The organism is Nevskia sp., from assembly GCF_021732705.1.
In the GTDB taxonomy this organism is placed as follows: Bacteria; Pseudomonadota; Gammaproteobacteria; order Nevskiales; family Nevskiaceae; genus Nevskia.
In genome coordinates this window covers 183,477-205,618 of sequence record NZ_JAKFUM010000006.1, presented here as the reverse complement: position 1 = coordinate 205,618, position 22,142 = coordinate 183,477, and the positions used below count along the sequence as shown (strand labels likewise).

The 22,142-nt window shown below is 66.2% G+C and carries 22 protein-coding genes and 1 tRNA gene; 3 read left to right on the top strand and 20 right to left on the bottom strand.

Annotated features, from left to right (window positions below):
- Window positions 1-146: 146 nt before the first annotated feature.
- The 11 genes from pufC to QZ951_RS06345 all read right to left on the bottom strand — a co-directional run bounded on the left by pufC (window position 147) and on the right by QZ951_RS06345 (window position 10,945).
- A complete protein-coding gene (gene pufC, locus QZ951_RS06395; RefSeq protein WP_292999701.1) occupies window positions 147-1,283 on the bottom strand; it encodes a photosynthetic reaction center cytochrome PufC in 1,137 nt (378 codons plus the stop codon).
- Window positions 1,280-2,263, bottom strand: coding sequence for a photosynthetic reaction center subunit M (pufM, locus tag QZ951_RS06390; protein WP_292999700.1), 984 nt, complete (start codon window positions 2,261-2,263; stop codon window positions 1,280-1,282). The genes pufC and pufM overlap by 4 nt, the downstream gene beginning before the upstream one ends.
- The gene (gene pufL, locus QZ951_RS06385; RefSeq protein WP_292999699.1) at window positions 2,256-3,098 is read right to left on the bottom strand and encodes a photosynthetic reaction center subunit L; all 843 of its coding nucleotides are present in this window, start codon (window positions 3,096-3,098) and stop codon (window positions 2,256-2,258) included. The genes pufM and pufL overlap by 8 nt, the downstream gene beginning before the upstream one ends.
- Before the next feature lie 120 nt (window positions 3,099-3,218).
- Window positions 3,219-3,419 carry a light-harvesting antenna LH1, alpha subunit gene (pufA, locus tag QZ951_RS06380; RefSeq protein ID WP_292999698.1) on the bottom strand — a complete coding sequence of 67 codons (201 nt, stop codon included), beginning with the start codon at window positions 3,417-3,419 and terminating at the stop codon, window positions 3,219-3,221.
- Window positions 3,420-3,504: 85 nt separating this feature from the next.
- Window positions 3,505-3,654, bottom strand: a complete 150-nt coding sequence (gene pufB, locus QZ951_RS06375; protein ID WP_292999697.1) for a light-harvesting antenna LH1, beta subunit — start codon at window positions 3,652-3,654, stop codon at window positions 3,505-3,507.
- Window positions 3,655-3,785: 131 nt separating this feature from the next.
- Window positions 3,786-5,249: a chlorophyllide a reductase subunit Z gene (gene bchZ / locus QZ951_RS06370; RefSeq protein ID WP_292999696.1), complete on the bottom strand. Its 1,464-nt coding sequence runs from the start codon at window positions 5,247-5,249 to the stop codon at window positions 3,786-3,788.
- Window positions 5,249-6,784, bottom strand: coding sequence for a chlorophyllide a reductase subunit Y (bchY, locus tag QZ951_RS06365; RefSeq protein ID WP_292999695.1), 1,536 nt, complete (start codon window positions 6,782-6,784; stop codon window positions 5,249-5,251). Before bchY ends, bchZ begins: the two co-directional genes overlap by 1 nt.
- 17 nt (window positions 6,785-6,801) lie before the next feature.
- The gene (locus QZ951_RS06360) at window positions 6,802-7,818 is read right to left on the bottom strand and encodes a chlorophyllide a reductase iron protein subunit X (RefSeq protein ID WP_292999694.1); all 1,017 of its coding nucleotides are present in this window, start codon (window positions 7,816-7,818) and stop codon (window positions 6,802-6,804) included.
- On the bottom strand, window positions 7,815-8,756 hold the full coding sequence (gene bchC / locus QZ951_RS06355) for a chlorophyll synthesis pathway protein BchC (RefSeq protein ID WP_366943826.1): 942 nt from the start codon (window positions 8,754-8,756) through the stop codon (window positions 7,815-7,817). The genes QZ951_RS06360 and bchC overlap by 4 nt, the downstream gene beginning before the upstream one ends.
- 139 nt (window positions 8,757-8,895) lie before the next feature.
- Window positions 8,896-10,041, bottom strand: a complete 1,146-nt coding sequence (locus tag QZ951_RS06350; RefSeq protein ID WP_292999692.1) for a methyltransferase — start codon at window positions 10,039-10,041, stop codon at window positions 8,896-8,898.
- 34 nt (window positions 10,042-10,075) lie between these two features.
- Entirely contained in the window at window positions 10,076-10,945 is an 870-nt protein-coding gene (locus QZ951_RS06345; protein WP_292999691.1) for a polyprenyl synthetase family protein, read from the bottom strand.
- A 190-nt stretch (window positions 10,946-11,135) separates the two neighbouring features.
- Between QZ951_RS06345 and crtD the strand changes: the two genes are divergently transcribed.
- Window positions 11,136-12,707, top strand: a complete 1,572-nt coding sequence (gene crtD, locus QZ951_RS06340) for a 1-hydroxycarotenoid 3,4-desaturase CrtD (RefSeq protein ID WP_292999690.1) — start codon at window positions 11,136-11,138, stop codon at window positions 12,705-12,707.
- Between the two features lie 122 nt (window positions 12,708-12,829).
- On the top strand, window positions 12,830-13,537 hold the full coding sequence (locus QZ951_RS06335; RefSeq protein ID WP_292999689.1) for a hypothetical protein: 708 nt from the start codon (window positions 12,830-12,832) through the stop codon (window positions 13,535-13,537).
- Here QZ951_RS06335 and QZ951_RS06330 read toward each other — a convergent pair.
- From QZ951_RS06330 to QZ951_RS06320, 3 genes are read right to left on the bottom strand one after another with little or no spacing between them, the layout of a single operon-like run.
- Window positions 13,534-13,725, bottom strand: a complete 192-nt coding sequence (locus QZ951_RS06330; RefSeq protein WP_292999688.1) for a hypothetical protein — start codon at window positions 13,723-13,725, stop codon at window positions 13,534-13,536. The genes QZ951_RS06335 and QZ951_RS06330 overlap by 4 nt on opposite strands.
- 19 nt (window positions 13,726-13,744) lie before the next feature.
- Window positions 13,745-14,884: a phytoene/squalene synthase family protein gene (locus QZ951_RS06325; protein ID WP_292999687.1), complete on the bottom strand. Its 1,140-nt coding sequence runs from the start codon at window positions 14,882-14,884 to the stop codon at window positions 13,745-13,747.
- Window positions 14,871-16,409, bottom strand: a complete 1,539-nt coding sequence (locus QZ951_RS06320) for a phytoene desaturase (RefSeq protein ID WP_292999686.1) — start codon at window positions 16,407-16,409, stop codon at window positions 14,871-14,873. The genes QZ951_RS06325 and QZ951_RS06320 overlap by 14 nt, the downstream gene beginning before the upstream one ends.
- A gap of 196 nt (window positions 16,410-16,605) precedes the next feature.
- On the opposite strand from QZ951_RS06320, the gene QZ951_RS06315 reads away from it, so the two are divergent.
- Window positions 16,606-16,944 carry a P-II family nitrogen regulator gene (locus QZ951_RS06315; protein WP_292999685.1) on the top strand — a complete coding sequence of 113 codons (339 nt, stop codon included), beginning with the start codon at window positions 16,606-16,608 and terminating at the stop codon, window positions 16,942-16,944.
- A 135-nt stretch (window positions 16,945-17,079) separates the two neighbouring features.
- On the opposite strand, the gene QZ951_RS06310 is transcribed toward QZ951_RS06315, so the two are convergent.
- The 6 genes from QZ951_RS06310 to QZ951_RS06285 all read right to left on the bottom strand — a co-directional run bounded on the left by QZ951_RS06310 (window position 17,080) and on the right by QZ951_RS06285 (window position 22,024).
- A complete protein-coding gene (locus QZ951_RS06310) occupies window positions 17,080-17,469 on the bottom strand; it encodes a VOC family protein (RefSeq protein ID WP_292999684.1) in 390 nt (129 codons plus the stop codon).
- Window positions 17,470-17,673: 204 nt separating this feature from the next.
- Window positions 17,674-18,525 (bottom strand): transglutaminase family protein, encoded by an 852-nt coding sequence (locus QZ951_RS06305; RefSeq protein ID WP_292999683.1) that lies wholly within the window; start codon window positions 18,523-18,525, stop codon window positions 17,674-17,676.
- A gap of 44 nt (window positions 18,526-18,569) precedes the next feature.
- A complete protein-coding gene (locus QZ951_RS06300; RefSeq protein WP_292999682.1) occupies window positions 18,570-19,382 on the bottom strand; it encodes an N-formylglutamate amidohydrolase in 813 nt (270 codons plus the stop codon).
- A 51-nt stretch (window positions 19,383-19,433) separates the two neighbouring features.
- Window positions 19,434-19,510 (bottom strand) — tRNA-Pro (locus QZ951_RS06295).
- Window positions 19,511-19,541: 31 nt separating this feature from the next.
- Window positions 19,542-20,471: a polyprenyl synthetase family protein gene (locus QZ951_RS06290; protein WP_366943825.1), complete on the bottom strand. Its 930-nt coding sequence runs from the start codon at window positions 20,469-20,471 to the stop codon at window positions 19,542-19,544.
- Window positions 20,472-20,785: 314 nt separating this feature from the next.
- Window positions 20,786-22,024, bottom strand: coding sequence for an FAD-dependent oxidoreductase (locus QZ951_RS06285; RefSeq protein WP_292999680.1), 1,239 nt, complete (start codon window positions 22,022-22,024; stop codon window positions 20,786-20,788).
- Window positions 22,025-22,142: the final 118 nt, after the last annotated feature.

Sequence of the window (22,142 nt, the reverse complement as noted above, 5' to 3'; positions counted from 1 at the left end):
GCCCGTCGGCAGCAGATCCAGCCCGAAACCAGAGTTGGGAGCGCCCAAAAAAAATATCCCTCGGCAATCGGAAGATTGTCGAGGGAAGGCCGGATCAACGGGGTTTCAAATCGTTGATCCGGAGCACTGCGGAGTTATGAGGCGCGTCAGCCGGGAATCGCGCGCGTCTCGCTTGCGGAAGCGTAAGGCACCGGCAGCGACACATTGGATGCCGGTGGTGCTGCGCCGTCCGCCGGTGCTGCATCCGGAGCCGCTTCAGGCACGGCAACCGCCGGCACCGGAATCGGCGCTGCGAACACCGGGTAGTCCTTCAGCATGCTCTGGCCGTACAGCGGCTTGTAGGCCCCCTGATGGCAGGTCGCGCAGTTGGTCTTGGCGACATCACCCAGCGGCCCCTTGCGGTGTGCAGGGAAGACATCGGTCAACGGGACCATGTACTCGTTGTTCAGCGCACGCGCCATGCGGATGCCGTACCAGGCCGTGACCCGTTGCGGCGGACTCTGGCTCCAATCCGCGAACTGCCGCGAGTTGTGGCAGTACGTGCAATTGACCCCGAGACCCTGCGACATGTGCGTCATCAGGCTGAACGTCCACTCGGTCTGCTTCACCGAATGACGATTGCCGGTCGGCAGCGCGGTCGGGCCATTGACGCCGATCGACTCCGCCTTCAGCAGGAACGGCGTGAACGGATCCGATGGCAGCGAGGCACCGTTGATGACCGCCGTCGATCGGTTCTGACCCGCACGATTGCCGAGCGACGCCTTGGCCGTGTTGTCGACATCCGTGAACCAGACATTGGCCGGGATGTTGTTGCCACGGTGGCAGGTGTAGCAGGTCACGCCGGTGGCCTGAACATGGTCCTTCCACTGGCTGTTGATGGCCTGCGTCATCTGCAGCATCTTGCGCGCGACAACCTTCGTGTACAGGCCATCGTCGGCCATGTTCTGGACGTTGTGGCAGTACGCACAGCCTTCCTTCGGTGCCACCCAGGCGGTGATCGCAAGCATCGTGCGCGTGAACTCGGGGGCGGTGAGACCGCCGAGCACTTGCACGTTCTTGTAGATCGTCGCAACCGGTGGACCGGCAGCCGGCGCATCGGCCAGCGGTGCCGGCAGCACATTCTGCGCGGCCTGCTTCTCGACCAGACGCGGGTTGTAGACCGCCCCCATGGCGGTGCCGCGATAACCACGCTGCACCGGCTCCACCGGCGGCCGTTCACAGCCTGCGGTGAACAGCGCTGCCAGCGTGACCGCCGACACCCACTTCATCGAACTGAGTCTCATGGCTTCGCTCCTGGCAGGGTGGCGGGGTCGACCGACGGCGCCCAGACCTCCGGATACGCGGCGACGATGTGGTGCTTGACGCCCCACAGGAACCAGTTGTCGACGACCGTGCCGGTCAGCAGGATGCCGATGCCGCCCGTGATCGGGCACAGGATGGCGAACCACCAGGCCCAGCGATGCACCGACTCCATCGTGCCGTTGAAGCCCATCGTCCAGCGCCAGAACAGTGCTGCACGCTCGGACGCCGTACCGCGGTCGACGATCTGCTCCAGCTCGCGCTCGCCGCCGTAACGGCTCACCGCAAGGATGGTGGCGCCGTGCATGGCGAACAGCAGCGTGGCGCCATACAGGAACGCGATCGACAGCATGTGGAACGGGTTGTAGAACAGGTTGCCGTAGCGAATCGAGAACGCGGCCGTCCAGTCGAGGTGCGGGAAGATGCCGAACGGCACCGCTTCGCCCCACGAGCCCATCAGGATCGGGCGGAAGAAGCCGAGTACCAGATACAGCCAGATCGCCGCGAGGAACGCCCAGGCGACATGCGGGCCCATGCCATGCGCCTTGGCACGACGATAGGTGCGCAAGCACCACAGCAGCACCGACGCGGTCAGGAAGAAGCCGGCCATCAGCCACCAGCCACCCTCGTTCAGCGGCGGGATGCTCAGGCCATACGACGGCGCCGGCGGCTCCAGGGCAAGCCACGGCAGCTGCCGGACGAACTCGATCCAGTTCCAGTCCACCGACGCCAGCATGTTGAGACCGATGATCTCGAACGCGATGAAGCCGCACAGCAGCGACGTCAGGCCAGTCCAGCCGAGGTAGATCGGACCGATCTGCGCGTCGCCGAACTTGCCGATCAGATGGAACAGGAACGGCTTGCCGTCGCGATCACCGATGCCATTGTCGGCGGGTAGCGGCGTGCCGGGGTAAGGTGGTGCAGCCACCTGTACCCGGGTGAAGATGTTTTGGTAATCAGCCATGACTGCCCCCTGAGCCCCAGATCGGAAGATTGAGCCACCAGCTCCACCACTCCGGCCAGCCGTGGGTCCAGAACGGACCGCTGATCACGATGCAGACTGCGCTCCAGAACACCGCGCTCAGGGCCAGGAACAGACCCAGACGGTGAATGCCGAGCGCACCGATCGAGTAGCCGATGATGTCGCGGAAGAACGTGTTTTCATGTTCGGCCGTCTTGACCAGCTCGCCCTTGCGCGGGTTCGAGGCAGACAAGATCAGCGAACCATGCAGCGACAGCGCCAAGGTCGTCGCGAAGAAGAACGACACTCCGAGCATGTGCGCCGGGTTGTAATGGAAATGCAGGTACTGGTAGCCGGTGTTCGACACCCAATCCAGATGGCTGGTGATGCCGTACGGGAAACCATGCCCCCACGCACCCAGCAGCACCGGTCGAACGAAGACCAGCGTGAAGTACGCGAGGATCGCGAAACTGAACGCAAACGGCACGTGGTAGCCCATGCCGAGCTTTCGGCAGATCTCCACTTCCCGCAGCGCCCACGATACGAAGGAGCCCAGTGCGCAGATCGAGATGATCTGCCACAAGCCACCTTCTCGAAGCGGTGCCAGACCCAGACCGTAGGAGATATCCGGCGGCGCGATGTTGATCTGCCAGATGTTCCAGGTCGGCCCCAGCGAAGCGCCGTAGATGATCAGCGCGGTGCCGAGAATGGCAAAGAATGCTGTTGTGACCCCGAAGAAGCCGACATAAAACGGCCCCACCCAGAAATCGAACAGATCTCCGCCTAACAGGGTTCCCCCGCGGACTCGATATTTTCTTTCAAAACTGAGCATCGCCATGACACAAGACCCCCTGGTCTGTCGGCCGAGATCGGATGTATGAACGACGCTGCTGCCGGTGTCGGATCTGGCTCAACGAGGGCGTTGGCCTCGTCCGGCACCGGAGCAGCGTTGTACTTGCTACTGCCCTGCCGAACCCTGCGACGCCGGGAGCGGCGCGAGCGACGACGTGGCCGTCGGAGCGGCAGCGGAGCTGCCAATCCAGTTGTAACGCGGCGTGCCGAGCAGGATGAAATGAATCAGGATCGCCAGCACGAACAGGAACGTCCCCAGCGCAACCAGCACTCTGCGCGGATCGAAAAGCAGCCAGATTCTCCACATGGTTTTTGACTCCTAGTAACAAGTGATACGGAAGTGGACAGATACAGACCTATCGGCCTGCACCATCAACTGGAGCAGCAACTTCTCAACCCCAGGGCTTCCAGGCCCAGACGAGGTAGTGCGCCACGACGGCAATCGCCGTGAAGCCGATGAAGCTCATGACGAACACGCCATGAAACTCCTTTGCTTCCTTTTCAGTCAGGCCCGACAGCGAGCCGCTTCTTTCGTCAGCCATCTTCTAAACCTCCAATCAGGCCTTTCGGCCGTTACCGCGCTACCCGCGCGGCAGGGACCCTCAAAGTGGATGACTCCACTTCTCCGATACTGTCTTCAACGCCACGGGCGCTGAAGGTTGTTTCTCATGGCTCAGGCCACCACGCCATCGGTCAGTGCACGACGCGCCGCGGCAAGTCGCACTGCCGTCACTGCGTCTTCACCCGCCTTGCGGGCATCGGCTTCGGCACGGTCGCGCAGGCGTTTCGCCGCGCTGATCCGCACCAGAACCGGTTGCAGTTCCAGCCATTCATCGAGCTGCGCCTTGGCGTCGTCGAGCCACGGCATTTCGGCGATCAGGCGCGATGGCGTGGCGTCGACGCGATCCATGTCCGTGCCCAGCGGCAGGATGTGGAACAGGGCGTCGAACAGCGCGTTGCAGAATTCCTGGATCAGGTAAGTTGCGCCGGCGTAACCCATGAACGGCGTGCCGGTATGGCGGCGGATGATCGCGCCCGGGAACGAGGCCGGGATGTAGGTGGCCTTCATCATTCCGCCACCGCCGGATTCGGCCAGGTACATCCGCTCGTTGTAGCTGCCGTACAGCACCAGCGGCGGCTTTTCCTTGATCAGCTGGCGGACGGCTTCGTTGTCGGTCTTGGCGCCGGCAATGCGCGAGATCGCGAAGTTGCACGGCATGCCCATCTCGTCTTCGAGGAAATGGCGAACGCCGCGGGCGTAGGTGTCATTGGCGACGATGCCGAAGCTCGCCGTGCCGTAGAAATCCTGAGTCACCGAACGCCACAGGTCCCAGATCGGCTTGATCGTGGTGTGCTTCTCGCGCTCGATGAACGGCTCCGGATCAAGCCCCAGCAGCTCGCCGAGCTTGCGCAGGAACTTGGTCGTCGAGTGCAGACCGATCGGCGCCTGCAGATACGGCCGTTCGAGCGTTTCGCACAGCAGGCGGCCGAACTCGCGATACATGCAGATGTTGACGTCGGCATTGATCAGCTTCGGCACATCGGCCAAATGGCTGCCCAGCGGGAACGCCAGATTGACTTCGGCGCCAATGCCTTCGACCAGCCGACGGATTTCGGCGAGATCGCTCGGCATGTTGAAGGTGCCGTAGCAGGGGCCGATGATGTTGACTCTTGGCTTTTCGCCTTCCTTGCGTGCCTTGCGCTCCGGAATCTTCTTCAGACCGTACTGCGTCCACAGCCAGTTCATCGACCGGTTGGCGCACTGCCACTGATCTTCGTCGATGGTGCGCGGCAGGAAGCGCAGCAGGCCGGTGCCTTCCGGTGTCACGCCACCGCCAATCATCTCGGCGATCGAGCCGGTGACGACGACGGCCGGCATGTCCGGATCAAGCGCGGCATGCGCGCGCTTCATCGAGCCTTCAGTGCCTTCGCGGCCGAGCTGCTCTTCGGCCAGACCCGTCACGACGATCGGCAGTTCGTGTGGCGGCAGCGCATCGGTGTAATGCAGAACGGACGTGACCGGCAGGTTCTCGCAGCCGACCGGGCCGTCGATGACCACCTGCAGGCCCTTGATTGCCGTGAACACATATACGGCACCCCAGTAGCCACCCGCGCGATCATGATCGAGGACGAGCATCAGATCGGCTCCTCGACTTTCGAGGCTTTGCGGGCCTTTTCCATCTTTTTCGCGTAGCTGACCCGGAATTCGGGACGCAGCTTCGGCGTGTCTTCCCAGACGCCGGCCTTGTCGCCATGACCCACGCCATCGAAGAACGCATCCATCGCCAGGAAGCGGTCACGATTGCCGAGGGCGGCGTTGATCACGGTTGCGAGCGAACCGGCACCGGCCGGGCCCATCAGCGGTCGTGCGGAAATCAGGTTGGTGAAATACAGCCCGGGCGTCTTGCGCTCCTTGGCGTACTGCACGACCGGCGTCGTACCGATCGCGACATCGGGCTTGAATTCGTTGAAGGCTGCGAGGTCCTGCTCCAGCGAGGCGCGATACTGCACATGCACGCCTTTCGCCTGCAGCCATTCACGATCGGGATCGCTCCACACGGTCTGCGGACAGGCCGTGCCGACGTAGCGCAGATCCGCGCCACTTTCGACCAGCAGCCGTGCCACCAGCAGTTCCGAGCCTTCGTAGCCGGACATCGTGATCCGGCCCTTGATCGGCATCTTGGCGAGCGCGCCCTTGATCGCCGGCAGGAAGCGGTTCTTGGCGGCATCGATCTGGGCCTGGGCGACGTTGGTCGCCTGCCCGATCGCCTGCAGCCAGGCTTCGGTGCCGTCATGGCCGACCGGAGCGGAAGCCACGACCTTGCGGCCGGCGGCATGGAACTCGCGGACGCTGGCGGTATAGAACGGGTGGATCGCGGCGACCGCCGCGCAGTCCAGCGCCGAATACAGTTCGCGCCATTCGCGGGTCGGCACGACCGGGCCGGCGGCAAGGCCCATCGGGTCCAGCATCATGCCGATGATCACCGGATCGGCCGGGAACATCTCGCCGAGCAGGGTGATGGTCGGCTTGGCGCTGACACCGCCACGCGGTGCGGCGACGGGACCCGCCTCGGCTTCGCTGCGCGCGTACTTGAGCATCGCCGCGGACAGCACATCCTTGGCTTCCGCATGCGTCGGCACGCCGAATCCGGGAACATCGATACCGATCACGCGAACGCCGTTGATCTCTTTCGGCAGGATCTGCAAAGGCACGCCGCTGGCGGTCGGCACGCACAGATTGATGATGACGATCGCGTCGTAGTTCACCGGATCGGCCAGCTTGAACACTGCTTCGCGGATGTCCTCGAACAGCTTGCCGGTGACCAGCGTTTCGCTGTTGAACGGCACGTAGCCGACGGTGCGGCGCGCGCCGTAGAAATGGCTGGTGAAGGTCAGGCCGTAGACGCAGCAGGCCGAGCCGCTGAGCACGGTCGCCGTGCGGCGCATGCGCAGGCCGACGCGCAGCGAGCCGAACGCCGGGCACATCGATTGCGGCTGGTCGTGCGGCCCTTTCGGATAATCCTTCGCGTACTGCTCCAGCGTGATCGTCTTGCCGGCCGCCTTCGCAGCTTCGATCATCTGGTCCTTGCCCGAGTGGCAGCCGAGGCCGTCCCCTTTCAGGGTTTCGGGATTCGCGATCGGTGTCGCGATCATCGGAGCGTCGTCGGCCATGGCGTGCGTGCTCGGGCTCAGACGTTGTCGTAGACGACTTCGAGCGAGGTCTTGACGATCTCGGTCTTGCCGCACATGTCGAATTCGGTGGCCGGGGTCAGCACGTAATCGCGGCCGGTGCTGTGCGCCGAGAACAGGCCGAGCAGGCCGTCCTGCGTCAGCGGCGTCGGCCGCATCGGGATGCTGGTGTGCACGTTCTCGGCGAGCTCGGCGAACATCGGGCCCCAGACCGAATCCGGCCGGCCGACAATCTCGTAGTTCGCGCTCTTGCGGCGGATGTCGTCGTTGGCCGGGATCGTCGCCAGCACCGGAATGCCGACCGCGCTGGCGAATGCTGCCGCTTCGCCGGTGCCGTCATCGCGGTTGATGACCATGCCGGCGACACCGACATTGCCGCCGAGCTTGCGGAAGTATTCGACCGCCGAGCAGACGTTGTTGGCGACGTACAGCGACTGCAGATCGTTCGAGCCGACGACGATGACCTTCTGGCACATGTCGCGGGCGATCGGCAAGCCGAAGCCGCCGCAGACCACGTCACCGAGGAAATCGAGCAGCACGTAATCGAAACCCCACTCGTGGAAGCCGAGCTTCTCGAGCGTTTCGAAGCCGTGGATGATGCCGCGACCACCGCAGCCGCGGCCGACTTCCGGCCCGCCGAGCTCCATCGCGAAGACCCCGTCGCGCTTGAAGCAGACATCGCCGATCTTCACTTCTTCGCCGGCCAGTTTCTTCTTCGAGCTGGTCTCGATGATCGTCGGGCAGGCCTTGCCGCCGAACAGCAGCGAGGTCGTGTCGGACTTCGGATCGCAGCCGATCAGCAGGACCTTCTTGCCCTGCTGGGCCATCATGTAGCTGAGATTGGCGAGCGTGAAGCTCTTGCCGATGCCGCCCTTGCCGTAGATCGCGATGATCTGCGTCTCCTTGGTTACCGGGCCGGTGTGAACCGCATCCGGTTCCTTCGCGGCTTCGCTGCGCAGGTAGTCGGTGAGCTGGCTCAGCGGAATGGCGGAAACGCCATCGTCAGGTGCGCTCATTGCGGCGTGCTCCAGTCGAGAATCATCTTCAGGCAGGCGGGATCGCCAAATGCCGTTCGGTAGGCGTTGTCGGCGTCGGTGACTGGACGGCGATGCGTGATCAGCCCGTCGAGGTTCAGTGCGCCGGATTCGGCCAGGTGCTTCGTCGCGAGCAGGTCGCGCTCGTGCCACTGCGCGGCCACGCGGATACGCGCTTCGCGCATGAACGCGGGCGGAAACGCGAAGCTCAGCGGTTCGCTGTAGAAACCCGCCAGCACGATCTCGCCACCGGGGGCCAGCTTGGAAATCAGCGTGTCGAGCAGGCGCGAATCGCCGCTGACATCGCAGATCGAGCGGTAATCGCGACGCGGGTCGCTGGCCGGATCGATCACCGTGTATCCGATCGCGCCTTCCGCGCGCTCCGGATTGGTTTCCCAGACGGTCGGCGCGGCGCCACCGAGTGCGACGGTCAGCCGCGCCAGAAGTCGCCCCAGCACCCCGTGACCGACGATCAGGTCCGGCAACGCCGAACCGGGTGCGACGATGGCGTGGTGACCGGTCGCGGCCAGTGCCAGCAACGTAGCCTGTTCGCCGAGGGCTTCATCGACGACCAGGGCCTTGGCGCCCGGCACGACGACGGTGGACGCCGCGCCGCCGAACAGACCATGGACATGGCCGTAGCAGCGGGCGCCAGGCACGAACACCAGATCGCCAGCCTTGGAGCCGGATTGCGAACCGGCTTCGCGAATGCGGCCAACGGACTCGTAGCCCGGAACCAGCGGATAACCCATGCCCGGGAACATCGGCATCTTGCCGGTCCACAGCAGACGTTCGGTGCCGGTGGAAATGCCGCTCCACTGAATGTCGACGATGACGTCGGCATCCGTCGGCGCAGCCAACTCCAATCGCGTCAATGCGAGGCGCTCAGGCTGCTCGAACACTACTGCGATGGTGTTGATACCGATTCCTCCCGCTCATTCGGCTTGTCAGGCAAGCCGTACATCGGTTTTTGTCTGACTGTTAGTTTAGGCTGACATACAGAAGTGTCAAGTAATACTTACGCTTTTCGTCAGCATCGGTCGGCAGGGTTGACATCGATCAGTCCCGAACCACATCGGCAACGATCACCGAAGTCTGCAGCGGCATCGTGGTCGGGATCTGGCGGACGCTGCCGAAGCCTGCGGCGGCCAGCAGCTCGCCGATCCGTGCCGGTGTTCGCGGCCGGCCGCGGCCCATCGCCAGCAGGTAGAAGCCGAAATAGGCATCGCCCACGGTTTCAGCCCCGGCGGCCTCGGACATCGGCTCGGCGATCAGCACGCGGCCATCGCTCGGCAAGGCGGCCTGCACCGCGCGCAGCAGCTTCAGCACCGATTCGTCGTCGTGGTCGTGGATCACGCGGATCAAGGTGACGAGGTCCGCGCCGAGCGGCAGCGGATCACTGAGGAAACTGCCGCCCAGTGCCAGCGCGCGCGATGCAAGCCCCTGCGCGTGCAGACGCTGGCGAGCGCGTTCGGCCACCGGCGGCAGATCGAACAGGAACAGCTGCAGCTGCGGCCAGCGCTGACCGACCGCGGCCAGAAAGGTGCCCTCGCCGCCGCCGACATCGAGCACGCGGCGGTGCCGGCGCATCGAGTACGCCGCGAGGACCTGATCGGCGATCAGCGTCTGCGAGGCCGTCATCAGCCGGCTGTAGGCCGCGATCCGCTCCGGCTCGAAGCCTTCGCCGCTGCGATTGGCGCAGTACGGCCAGTAGCGCGCCAGTTCGCTGTCCTGCGGACCGTCGCGCAGCAAGGTCACCGGATCGCGCAGGTCGGCGTAGAACAGCGCGTGGTGTTCGACCAGCGCGGAAATGCCGCCATCACCGACGATCGGCGCACCGACCGGGCCGAGGCGCACGCGGCCGTCGCTGCAGCGCGAGGCCAGCTTCAGCGCGATGGCGGCGTCGATCAGACGCTGCGTGCCGTCCAGATGCAGGCCGATGCGCAGCGACAGCGCCTCGACCGTCGTCGGTCCTTCGGCCAGCGCTTCCAGCACCTTCAGCCGGACGCAGGCCAGCAGGACCTGCGAGTAGACGAAGCCGGACACCAGATCGAACACCGCGCGGGCGCGACGGCGAGCGATCGGCCGGGTCAGCGGAAACTGCGCGGCGAATCGTCGGAAGGCCGGATTGGCCAGCACGGCGTTGCAGGCCGCGTGGAAGCGGTCCTGCCATGAGCCGTTCAGTTCGGCGCCCAGTGTCGACACAGGTCGCCCTTGTCCGGTGGTCGTCGGCTGCCGGTCAGGCGGCGCGACGCAGTTCGACCGGCAGCAGGCCCTGCATCTCGAGCAGCATCGCGGCCCGCAGCGCATTGGCGCCGACGCAGTCCGGGATCGCCGAGATGGCGCTGCTGACCAGCGTCTCGAGCCGGTTGATGGCACCGGCCAGTCCCAGTTCCCGCGCCGCGTTCGGGCGGCCGAGGCTGGCATCCTGACCCGTTGGCTTGCCGATCTTCTCGGCATTGCCGGCGACATCGAGAATGTCGTCCGCCACCTGGAACGCTTCACCCAGACGTTCGCCGAGCGCGCGCCATTGTTCGTGATCGGCCACGCCGGCCGCAGCGGCGCCGGCCATCGTGGCGCCGGCGAACAACGCGCCGGTCTTGGCCTGCTGGTAGTCGGACAGCACCGCCAGCGGCTCGCATTCCCAGGCCTGACCGGCGCAGATGCCGGACGGCGCCGCCACTGCCCGGCTGGCGATCTGCATCAGCGGTGCGAGCCGGCCGGGATTCGCCGCCAGCGACGCGGCCAGCGACTGGTAGGCCGTGACGATCAGCGCATCGCCGGTCAGCACCGCGATGCGCTCACCGAAGGCGCGATGCACCGACGGCTTGCCGCGCCGGGTTTCGGCGTTGTCGAAGCACGGGAGATCGTCGTGGACCAGCGACGCGCAATGCAGCAGCTCGATGGCGGCGGCGGCGGCGCTGGCAGCGGCCGGATCGTCATCGCCATTGGCCATCGCCACGGCCAGGCACAGCCGTGGCCGGATGCGGGCACCGCCGGGGAACACGGCATAGCGCAGCGCAGCCATCAGTTTCGGGGGACAGCCACCGGATTCGCTCGGGGCCAGCGCGGCCATCAGGGCCTGCTCGATACGCGTCGTGGAAGCCATTGCCGTGCCCTCTTGTTTCGCGTGTCCCGTGCACCGCCGCAGGGGCGGTGAGATCGGGCGGTGATCGCGGGATCGCGAATCATCCGAGCTGTAAATCTTTGTTTACTCTTTGACTGTAAATCAATATAGACACCTGCTAGTGTCGCGTCAACGCCGATTCCGATCGGCTCGGGGCAATGGAAGGCGGCGCATGGGCAGCAACAAGGTTCTGATCGTCGGCGCGGGTGTCGGAGGGCTGTCGGCAGCCATCGAACTGGCAGCGCAGGGGCATGCCGTCACCGTGCTGGAACGGGCAGCGCAGCCCGGCGGCAAGATGCGGACGGTGACCATCGGCAATACCCGGATCGATGCCGGACCCACGGTGCTGACGATGCGCTGGGTGTTCGATGCGCTGTTCGACAAGGCCGGGCTGAGCCTGCCGTCGTTCGTCGATCTGGAACGGGCCGACATCCTCGCCCGCCACGCCTGGGACGAACGCGCGCGGCTCGATCTGCATGCCGAGGTCGGTGATTCCGCCGCCGCGATCAGCCGTTTCGCGACACCGGCCGAAGGCCTGCGCTTCCTCGAATTCAGCGAGCGCGCCCGAAAGATCTACCAGACGCTGGAAGGGCCGTTCATTCGCCAGTCCTGCGACAGCCCGCTGGCGCTGATCCGCGAGGTCGGCCTTGCCCGGCTCGGCGATCTCTGGCGGATCACGCCGTTCGCCAGCCTGTGGCGAGCGCTCGGCACGCATTTCCACGATCAGCGGTTGCGCCAGCTGTTCGGCCGCTACGCGACCTACTGCGGCTCGTCGCCGTTCCAGTCGCCGGCGACCCTGATGCTGGTCGCGCACGTCGAGCAGGATGGGGTCTGGCGCGTGCGCGGCGGCATGGGCCGTCTGGCGCTGGCGCTGGCCGATGCCGCGACGCAATCCGGCGCCGAGATCCGCTACGGCGCCGAGGTCTTCGAGTTGCTGTCGAACGGCTCGCGGGTGACCGGCGTGCGGCTCGACAATGGCGAATGCCTGTATGCCGACGCCGTGATCGTCAACGCCGATCCGGCGGCCGTCGCCGGCGGCCTGTTCGGCGATGCCGGCCAGGCCGCGGTCAAGCCGATGCCGAGGCGGATGCGCTCGCTGTCGGCCGTGACCTGGGCGATGGTCGCGCGCACCAGCGGCTTTCCGCTGAGCCGGCACAACGTGTTTTTCTCGAACGACTACCGCGCCGAGTTCGACGACATCTTCAAGCTCGGCCACCTGCCGAAAGCACCGACGGTCTACGTCTGTGCCCAGGATCGCGACGACGCGGCGACCGCCGGCACGCGCCTGCCCGAGCGGCTGCTGTGTCTCGTCAATGCCCCTTCGAACGGCGACCACCATCGCTACGACTCATCGGAACTGCTGCCATGCGAACGATCGACCTTCGCCCTGATGGAACGCTGCGGCCTGCATCTGCAGCGGCAACCGGAACGGACGCTGATCACCACGCCGACGGACTTCAACAAGCTGTTTCCGGGGACCGGGGGAGCGCTGTACGGCCCGGCGTCGCACGGGTGGCGGGCGTCGTTCAACCGGCCGGGAGCCCGCACCCGGGTGCCGGGTCTGTATCTGGCCGGGGGCAGCACGCATCCGGGGCCGGGAGTGCCGATGGCCGCCCTGTCAGGCCAGCTGGCGGCCACCAGCCTGATGGCCGACCTCGGTTCGACGCGCCGGTCGCGGCCAATGGCTATCGCTGGTGGTACCTCGACGGTCTCAGCGACGACGGTCAGCACGGCATCACGCTGATCGCGTTCATCGGCAGCGTCTTTTCGCCGTACTACCGCCACGCCCGCCGCCGCGGGCCGGCCGACCCGACCCAGCACTGCGCGGTCAATGTCGCGCTGTACGGCAAGCATCGACGCTGGGCGATGACCGAGCGCCGCAGCGGCAGCCTGTCGCGCGATGCCGACAGCCTCGCGATCGGCCGCAGCGAGCTGTGGTGGAACGGCCGCGCGCTGACCATCCAGCTCGATGAAATCACCGCGCCGTGGCCGTCACGCATCCGCGGCCGGATCACGCTGCATCCGCAGGCGCTGGCCCATCATGTCGAACTGCTGGCTGCCGACGGTCGACATTGCTGGCAGCCGATCGCGCCGTGCGCGCGGGTCGAGGTCAAGCTCGATGCCCCGGCCGCCAGCTGGAACGGCATGGCCTATCTCGATTCGAACAGCGGCGACTCGCCGATCGAGGACGCCTTCACTGGCTGGCACTGGTCACGCAGCAGCCTGCGCGATGGCTCGGCCGTGCTCTACGACAGCACGCGGCGCAGCGGCGAGCGCGACGTGCTGGCGCTGCATTTCGACACGCAGGGCCGGACCACGCGCTTCGAGCCACCGGCTTCGGTTGCGCTGCCCGGCACCGGCTGGCGCATACGCCGCGAAACGCGCGCCGACGACCCGCGCGCCACGGTCGCCGAAACGCTGGAAGACACACCGTTCTACGCGCGCTCGGTGATCGAGTCGAAGCTGCGTGGCGAACGCGCCATCGGCGTTCATGAAAGCCTGGATCTCGACCGTTTCAGGCAGCCGATCGTGCAGGCGATGCTGCCGTTCCGGATGCCGCGCGCACGGCGCTAGCCGGGCTTCGGGGAGTCGTCGTCAGGCTTCGGATCGGGGCGCGTTGCCTGCTCCTGCGCGGCACGCGCTTCGGCTTCGCGATCTCGCCGTTGTGAGCGGCGAAGCGCGATCAGTTCCCAGAACGCCAGCGCGAGGATCACGCCGAACGCGAGGCCGAGGTCGAGCACGGCGAACCAGTCGATCTTCATCGGTGAATCCGGGCCGCGCTCAGCTTTCGCTGGCCTGCAGGCCCGTCGCCATCGGCGGCCAGCCGCTGTTCCGGTGCCGTTCGGCCATGCGTTCGCGTTCGCTGCGTTCCAGCCGCTCGAACAGGTCGATGACCCACAGCGCGCGAGCGCGGAACTGCCACCACGGCGGCGAGGTCTGGGCGATCTGCGCGGCAACGTCCGGCGGCGGCGCCGGCGTCCGGGCCACGGCGTCGATCAGGAACTGCACGGCCGGAATCGCCGGAACATCGGCGCCGGCGGCCGGATCGAGATCGGCAGCATAAGCCTGCATCAGCAGACCGAGCTTGCGGCTGCCCGGCACCACAGCGCGCTGGCTGATGGAGTCACCGCCACGGCGACGCAGTTCATGGCCGATCTCCGCGTACAGCAGGCGTGCGGCGTTGATGCCCGGGCGGCACGCTGCCGGCAGGCGCACGAGGCCGGAATCGACGCGGGCGTACAGATGATCGGCTTCCGCCAAAAGGCGCTCGATGACGCCGGCCAGCGGCGCATCGAAGCGCGGATTCGCCAGCAGGTCTTCCGGCGCGAGGCCGGCGTCGCGCAGCCAGTCCGCCGGCAGATAGACCCGGCCATTCCGGGCATCCTCGCCGACGTCGCGCGCGATGTTGGTGAACTGCATCGCCACGCCGAGATCGCAGGCGCGGGCGATGGCGGACGGCTCGCGCACGCCCATCAGCAGCGCCATCATCGCGCCGACCGTGCCGGCGACCCGTGCCGCATAGGCCTGCAGATCGGCAAGGCTGTCGTAGCGGCGTGCGGTGGAATCCCAGACGAAGCCTTCGAGCAGCGCGTCGAGCAGGGTCCGCGGAATGCCGTGGCGCACGACGACCACCGCCAGCGCCCGGTCTGCCGGAATCTCGTGCGGCGTGCCGGCGTAGACCGCGTCCAGCCGCAGGCGCAGCTGCTCGACGGCGGCGAGACCGCCGCTGTCGATGTCGACCGCGTCATCGGCCAGCCGGCAGAACGCGTACAGCGCACATGCCGGGTGGCGGATCGCGGCCGGCAGCAGCAGCGACGCGGCATAGAACGACTTCGAACCGGCGCGCAGCAGGCGCCGGCAGGCGGCGAGATCGGCGGCGGCGGGATCGCGCAGGGCTGCGGACGACTCAGGCAAGGGCATGCGCGAACGTATCCGGATTCGGCACCACGGCATCGAGCACCCGCGCCGACGACAACACACCCGGCAGTCCGGCACCCGGATGGGTTCCGGCGCCGACGAGGAACAGGTTCTCGATGTCCTCGCTGCGGTTGTGCGGGCGGAACCAGGCGCTCTGCATCAGGATCGGCTCCAGACTGAACGCCGCCCCATTGACCGAGTTCAGGCGGTCCTGAAAATCCTGCGGCGTCAGCATCCGTGAACTGACGATCTCGCCTTCGAGCCCTGGCAGCAGGGTGGCGCTCAGCAGCTTTTCTACCGAGCGGCGATAGCGTTCCGCTTCCACTGCCCAGTTCGTGCCGCTTTCCAGATGCGGCACCGGTGACAGCACGTAGAACGCGTCACAGCCGTCCGGCGCCAGCGACGGATCGGTCGCGGTCGGGCGATGCAGGTAGAGGCTGAAATCGTCGGCCAGCACCTTGCGGTCGAAGATGTCTTCGAGCAGCTCCTTGTAGCGCGGGCCGAGCAGGATCGTGTGATGTTCGACGTCCGGATACTGCCGCTTCGTGCCGAAGTACCAGACGAACAGCCCCATCGAATAGCGGGCCCGCGCCAGCTTGCCGTCGCTCCAGCGGCGCTTGGCCGATTTCGGCAGCAGGTGGCGATACGTCCACGCGGCATCGGCGTTCGACACCACGACATCGGCCGCCAGCCGCTCGCCGGTGACCAGCTGCACGCCGGTGGCGCGCTGGCCATCGAGCGTGATCTGGGCAACCTCGGCGTTGCAGCGCACGACACTGCCCTGCCCTTCGATCAGATCGACCAGGCCCGTGACCAGCCGCCCGGTGCCCCCCATCGCGAAGTGCACGCCCCAGCGCCGTTCGAGGAAGGCGATCAGGCAATAGACCGAGGTGGTCGTGAACGGATTGCCGCCGACCAGCAGCGGATGGAAGCTCAGCACCGTGCGCAGGCGCTCGTCCTTGATGTACTGCGAGACCAGACCGTGCACGGTGCGGTAGCTCGCCAGCTTCATCAGGTCCGGCACGACCTTGACCATGTCCATGATCGAGTCGAACGGCACATGGCCCAGCTGCTCGAAGCCGACCTTGAAGATCGCTTCGCTGGCCTGCATGAAGCGCTCGTAGCCGGCGACATCATCGGGCGAAAACTTGGCAATCTCGGCGCGCATCGCCGCCGGATCACCGGTGTAGTCGAACACTTCGCCATTGGCGAAACGGATGCGATAGAACGGGCTGACCGCCCGCAGCTCGACATCGTCGGCCAGTCGCCGCCCGCACAATTCCCACAGCTCCTCGAACAGGAACGGCGCGGTGACGATGGTCGGGCCGGCGTCGAAGGTGAAGCCATCCTGCCGATAGACGTAGGCGCGGCCACCGGGCGCATCGAGCTTCTCCAGCACCGTGACGCGATAACCGCGTGCGCCGAGCCGCACCGCTGCCGCCAGCCCGCCGAAACCGCTGCCGATGACGATGGCGTGAGGACGGGTCTTGACCGCCACCGGCGGCCGGAACTGATCGGGAGCATTCATGACCGGACAGTAGCGGAGTCAACTTCTGTTGACAATCGATTCGTCCGTTTTATCGGACACCGAGCGTCGGGCCGTCACGGCCGTGATCCGATCCCGGTCGACGGCGGCATCGGGTGATCTCGTTGCTTGAACCACCGGGCCGGGACCGCTACCGTGCAGCAGCCTTTTCCAGTCCCCCGCCAGAGCCCGACTCGACATGAAATTGATTACCGGAATCATCAAGCCGTTCAAGCTGGACGAAGTGCGCGAGGCGCTGGCCGCGATCGGCGTTTCGGGCATTACGGTGACCGAAGTCAAGGGCTTCGGACGCCAGAAAGGCCATACCGAGCTCTACCGCGGTGCCGAGTACGTGGTCGACTTCCTGCCGAAGCTCAAGATCGAGATTGCGGTGAAGTCCGAAATGGTCGATGCCACGATCGACGCCATTACGCGTGCCGCGCACACCGGCAAGATCGGCGACGGCAAGATCTTCGTCACCGAACTCGAACAGGTGCTGCGCATTCGCACCGGCGAAGCCGGACCCGACGCGGTCTGAGCAGAAGCTTCATCGGCGCATCGACGGCCGACGCGCCGGCCATGCGCCGGACACAAAAAAAGGCGGAGCCCGAGGGCTCCGCCTTTCTTGTTTCAGTCAACGTCCGGACGAGACCGGAACGTCGACTCCGGTCGTTCAGGCCGGAGCGAAGCAGTAGCAGCAGATCTTGTTGCCATCCGGATCACGGACGTACGCGGCGTATGCGGTCGGGGTGAACGAACGCGGACCCGGGGCGCCTTCGTCCTTGCCACCATGGGCCAGGGCGACTTCGTGGAACTTGTGCACGGCTGCGCGCGACGACGCGGCGAAGCTGATCGTGCCGCCGTTGGCGTAGGTCGCCGGCAGGCCGTTGCCCGGCTTGGTGATCATGAACAGGTCGGAATCGGCGGCGCCGGTGCTCCACAGCGAAGCGGCGTCGAAGTTCATCACGCGCTTCAGGCCCATCGTGTCGAGCACGGCGTCGTAGAACTTGCGGCCACGCTCGACATCATTGGTGCCAACGACCACATGCGTAAAAATGCCCATCGTGATTCTCCTCGGTACAGTTTTTTAGGATGAAGGGGCGCCAGCCGTGACCGGATCAGCGAGCCGACGCGACCCCTACTGTGGAACACCGCAACCGGAACAACAAGATGTGCGTTCCTGCGCCAATCCGGCTTCGGCGATGACACAGAAACGTGGCAATTCGGGGTCGCCTGCAGGCGGTCCCCGGCTGCCTTCGCAGACGATTCAGAGGCCGCCTGCAGGGGGCGACATCGCTGCCAGCGAGCCACTTTCCGGCACTTCGTCGGTCCACACCTGGAAGCGTTCGAGTGTGTGCTGGCCGTAGGTCGTGGTGATCGCGACATCGGCGGCATCGCGTCCACGCGCGATCAGCACGCGCCCGATGCGCGGCTGGTTGTTGCGCGGATCGAACGGATGCCAGGCGCCGCCGAGGAACACTTCCATCGAGCCGGCGAAATCCATCGGGGCGTCGACCTTCGGCACGCCGATGTCGCCGAGATAGGCCGTGCAGTAGCGCGCCGGAATGTTCAGGCAGCGGCAGAACGTGATCGCCAGATGCGCATAGTCGCGGCAGACGCCCTGACGCTCGTTGTAGGTCTCCCACGCGGTCTTGGTCGGCCGCGCGTAGGCATAGCCGAACGTGATGTTGTGATGCACCCAGTCGCAGATCGTCTGGACCCGGACCCAGCCCGGCGGCGAGTGTCCGAACAGTTGCCAGGCAATGGTCGTGAACAGGTCGGTCTCGCAGTACCGGCTGCCGAGCAGGTACACCAGCGTCTCCGCCGGCAGCGCTTCGACCGGCACCTGCTCCGCATACGGCAGCGCGTGTTCCGCTCGGCCGTGATCGCGGATCAGACCATCGGCCGCCAGCCGGATGCGCCCCGCCGGGGCTACGATCCGACTGCACCAGTTGCCGAAGCCGTCGCGATACATCGACACCGGCACCGGCGGATCGATCACCAGCAGGTCGGGCCGGATCAGGTCCGAGGCACGTGAGTAATGCACGTGCAGATTCAGGATCATCGGCGTCGGCTGTGGGCACTGGTACACCAGTTCGTAGCCGAATCGAATCTGCATCGGGCACCCCCTGCCGTGGCGCAGCGGACGATCCGCTGCCAGCGCTACAAGTTCAGCAGCGGTGGCAGAAGCGGAGGCAGCAAGCGTGCCAGCCGCTGCGCCCAGGCCTGCTGACCGGCATCGTCGGCGATCAGGTCCTGACGAATCTCGAGTTCGACATGCGCAAGCCCGCGCCGCTCGCCGTGGACGACCAGCGTGTGGTCGGTGTCATCGCCCATCGCGTACGGCTGGTTCAGGCCAATGACGAGCGACGGATCCTGCGCCTGCAGTTCGGCGGCCAAAGCTTCCGCGAGCCGCGCATCCCGCTGGAACAGCAGACCCGCGTGCCACGGCCGGGCAACATCGAGATACACCGGCGTGAAGCTGTGCACGGCGATCAGCACGCTCGGCACGCCAAGGGCCGCGCGCTGGTCCAGCGTGGTGCGGATCGTGTCGTGATACGGCTGGAAGACTTCGCGCTCGCGCGCCGCACGCTCGGTAAGGCTGACCGAGGCATTGCCCGGAATGACCGTGCGCTCGCTGCGCGCCACGATCGACTCCGGCGTGCCCGGCGGGCGATTGCAGTCGATCACCAGCCGCGACCAGCGCTGCGCGATCAGCGTGGCATCGAGCAACGCGGCGAGCTTCCGGGACAGCGCCAGCGCACCGATGTCCCAGCCGATATGGCGCTGGCGTTCGCCATCGGACAGACCCAGGTTGTCGAGCGATCGCGGAATGTCGCAGCTGGCGTGATCGCACAACAGCACGAACGGCGACCGGGCCTGCGGACGCTCGATTCGCCACGCCGGTTGCTCGTCTGCGGACAGCAGGCCGGACGGTGTGACGACGGAATCTGGGGAAGGAGTCGAGATCGGCATGCGGCGGTGATCTCGTGTTCCGGATCGGCTGGGATTCAGCACGCAATCCGATGGTCGGGGCGACAGGATTCGAACCTACGACCTCTTGCTCCCGAAGCAAGCGCTCTACCAAGCTGAGCTACGCCCCGCAATTGCGGTTACAACCTTTTGCCGCTTCGATCAGCTCTCTCTGCCGAGGCAGAACCGAACCAGATCGATCAACGCTTTCTTGTATCGGGTTTCGGGCAAACCCTGAAGCGCTTCGATCGCTGAATCACTGTGTGTCTCAGCGAGGGCGCGAGTGTACGGGATCGCTCCGGTGGCTTCAACCGTTTCGAGCACTTCATCGATGCGATCGACGCGACCGTTGGCGATCGCGTCCCGAATCAGCGCACGCTGGGGCTCGGAACCGTTGCGCATGGCATGCAGCAGCGGCAACGTCGGCTTGCCTTCCGCGAGGTCGGTGCCGAGATTCTTGCCGCTGACTTCCGGGTCGGCCGTGTAGTCGAGCAGGTCGTCGATCAGCTGGTAGGTCATGCCGAAGGCGTGGCCGAACTCGGCGTAATGACCGATGCGCTCGGCCGGCACATTGGCCGCGATCGCGCCCAGCGAAGCCGCGGCGCGGAACAGCTGCGCGGTCTTCAGCTCGATCACGCGCAGATAGCGCGCTTCGGTGATGTCCGGATCGTTGCAGTTCATCAACTGCAGCACTTCGCCTTCGGCAATCGCGTTGGTCGTGTCGGCCATCACCTGCATCACTTCCATGCGACGGCTTTCGACCATCAGCTGGAAGCTGCGCGAGTACAGGAAATCGCCGGACAGCACCGCACCGGCGTTGCCCCAGACCGCGTTCGCGGTCTTGCGGCCGCGGCGGCGGTCCGAATGGTCGACGACGTCGTCGTGCAGCAGCGTCGCGGTATGGATGAACTCGATGACCACGGCCAGCAGATGCGGCAGGTCACCGGTCGCGCCGATTGCGCGCGCCATCAGCAGCACCAGCGCCGGGCGCAGACGCTTGCCGCCGGCCGCGATGATGTAGCCGCCGATCTCGTTGATCAGCGGCACTTCGGACGACAGGCGGGCCCGGATCAGGGCATCGACCGCAAGCATGTCGTCGGCGATCGGCGACAGGATGGCGGTCAGTTCGGACGATCGACCGGAACCCGAAGGCAGCTTCGGAATCCCGGCCAGGACAGCGGAGGCGCTGGCGGTTGAGGCGGAATCCAAGGGGTTGATCGTCACGAAAGGTGCGGTTGGGAGGCAGACATCGGGCAATCGTGGCCCGGCATTCCGCGTCGCTTGGAAGAGGATGCCGAAATTCTAGCATCCAGCGGCTGTGGCAAAGCCGATGACGACGCGCACGGCCGCGGGCGACGTCGGCGGCGCAGCGACGTCGCGCCGCGCACCGCCGGCGCGCGCCGGGTTCAGACGCCGGCTTCCGCCGCCAGATCCTTCAAGGCCAGCGAGTCGTCGCGCAGACGATCCGGCGCGATCTGCGCGCGCCCGGCGACGAGCTTCTTCATCACGCCGAATTCCTTCAGCTGGCTGATCGCATCGGCCGCGATGATCCGGCCTTCCTTCAGGTAGAACGCGGCAAACGAGCGGGTTGCGGTCGAGCCGCGAATCACCAGCTGGTCGTAGCCGGTCGACAGGCCGGCCATCTGCAGCTTCAGCTCGTACTGATCGGACCAGAACCACGGCAGCTCGTCGTAGGCCTTCGGCTGGCCGACCATCGCGCGCGCCGCGTGCTTGGCCTGCTCCATCGCGTTCGGCACCGACTCCAGCCGCACGCGGCAGCCGTGCAGCGCGCTCGGCCGATTGGCGCAGTCGCCGGCGGCAAAGATGTCCGGGTCGGCGGTCTGGCCGAATTCGTCGACGACGATGCCATTGCTGCAGGCAAGACCGGCCGCTTCGGCCAGCTCGGTGCCCGGCACGAGGCCGATGCCGACCAGCACGCAATCGGCGTCGATCCGGCTGCCGTCGGCCAGCCGGACGGCGGTGACGACGCCATCGGCCCCGTCGAATGCGTCGATCTGGACATCGACGCGAATGTCGACGCCTTCCTCGCGATGGACGCGGGTGTAGAACTCGGAAATCTCCGGTGCCGTGACCCGCGCCAGCACCCGCGGCGCGCCTTCGAGCACGGTGACCTTGGCGCCCTTCTTGACCGCCACCGCCGCCGCTTCGAGGCCGACATAACCGCCGCCGACGATGACCAGACGCCGGCCTTCGACCAGCTGCGCCTGCAACTGCGCGGCATCGGCGATCGAGCGCAGCGTCAGCACGTTGCCCAGATCGGCGCCGGGAATCGACAGGCGACGGGCCTGTCCGCCAGTGGTCAGCGCCAGCTTGTCGTAGGCCAGCGTGCGGCCATCGGACAAGGCCACCGACTTCGCCTTGCGGTCGATCGCGGTGACCCGCGTGCCGCCGATGAACTCGATGCTGTTGCGCTCGTACGCGGCGGCATTGCGCACCAGCAGCTGCTCGGTGCTGACGGCGCCCGTCAGAAAGCCTTTCGACAGCGGCGGCCGCTTGTACGGCAGCGACGGCTCGTCGCCGATCATCACGACGCGGCCGGTATGCCCCAGCGTGCGCAGTTCCGCGGCCAGTTCGCTGCCGGCCTGGCCAGCGCCGACGATCACCACCGTGCTGGTCAGGCTCATGACCCGCGCTTCCGGCAGCGGACGATCGGGTGTGCGGGCAGCGTCAAGGCAACGGCGGTCAAGGCAAGGCTCCGGGAAGGCGGGTGAAATCGGTCGACGGCGCAAATGGTAGACGGTT

Bases quoted from the DNA above. Each gene is read 5' to 3' on its own strand.
- pufC (WP_292999701.1), bottom strand. From the start codon at position 1,283: ATGAGACTCAGTTCGATGAAGTGGGTGTCGGCGGTCACGCTGGCAGCG.
- pufM (WP_292999700.1), bottom strand. From the start codon at position 2,263: ATGGCTGATTACCAAAACATCTTCACCCGGGTACAGGTGGCTGCACCA.
- pufL (WP_292999699.1), bottom strand. From the start codon at position 3,098: ATGGCGATGCTCAGTTTTGAAAGAAAATATCGAGTCCGCGGGGGAACC.
- pufA (WP_292999698.1), bottom strand. From the start codon at position 3,419: ATGTGGAGAATCTGGCTGCTTTTCGATCCGCGCAGAGTGCTGGTTGCG.
- pufB (WP_292999697.1), bottom strand. From the start codon at position 3,654: ATGGCTGACGAAAGAAGCGGCTCGCTGTCGGGCCTGACTGAAAAGGAA.
- bchZ (WP_292999696.1), bottom strand. From the start codon at position 5,249: ATGCTCGTCCTCGATCATGATCGCGCGGGTGGCTACTGGGGTGCCGTA.
- bchY (WP_292999695.1), bottom strand. From the start codon at position 6,784: ATGGCCGACGACGCTCCGATGATCGCGACACCGATCGCGAATCCCGAA.
- QZ951_RS06360 (WP_292999694.1), bottom strand. From the start codon at position 7,818: ATGAGCGCACCTGACGATGGCGTTTCCGCCATTCCGCTGAGCCAGCTC.
- QZ951_RS06345 (WP_292999691.1), bottom strand. From the start codon at position 10,945: ATGGCTTCCACGACGCGTATCGAGCAGGCCCTGATGGCCGCGCTGGCC.
- crtD (WP_292999690.1), top strand. From the start codon at position 11,136: ATGGGCAGCAACAAGGTTCTGATCGTCGGCGCGGGTGTCGGAGGGCTG.
- QZ951_RS06335 (WP_292999689.1), top strand. From the start codon at position 12,830: ATGACCGAGCGCCGCAGCGGCAGCCTGTCGCGCGATGCCGACAGCCTC.
- QZ951_RS06330 (WP_292999688.1), bottom strand. From the start codon at position 13,725: ATGAAGATCGACTGGTTCGCCGTGCTCGACCTCGGCCTCGCGTTCGGC.
- QZ951_RS06325 (WP_292999687.1), bottom strand. From the start codon at position 14,884: ATGCCCTTGCCTGAGTCGTCCGCAGCCCTGCGCGATCCCGCCGCCGCC.
- QZ951_RS06320 (WP_292999686.1), bottom strand. From the start codon at position 16,409: ATGAATGCTCCCGATCAGTTCCGGCCGCCGGTGGCGGTCAAGACCCGT.
- QZ951_RS06315 (WP_292999685.1), top strand. From the start codon at position 16,606: ATGAAATTGATTACCGGAATCATCAAGCCGTTCAAGCTGGACGAAGTG.
- QZ951_RS06310 (WP_292999684.1), bottom strand. From the start codon at position 17,469: ATGGGCATTTTTACGCATGTGGTCGTTGGCACCAATGATGTCGAGCGT.
- QZ951_RS06305 (WP_292999683.1), bottom strand. From the start codon at position 18,525: ATGCAGATTCGATTCGGCTACGAACTGGTGTACCAGTGCCCACAGCCG.
- QZ951_RS06300 (WP_292999682.1), bottom strand. From the start codon at position 19,382: ATGCCGATCTCGACTCCTTCCCCAGATTCCGTCGTCACACCGTCCGGC.
- QZ951_RS06290 (WP_366943825.1), bottom strand. From the start codon at position 20,471: ATGCTTGCGGTCGATGCCCTGATCCGGGCCCGCCTGTCGTCCGAAGTG.
- QZ951_RS06285 (WP_292999680.1), bottom strand. From the start codon at position 22,024: ATGAGCCTGACCAGCACGGTGGTGATCGTCGGCGCTGGCCAGGCCGGC.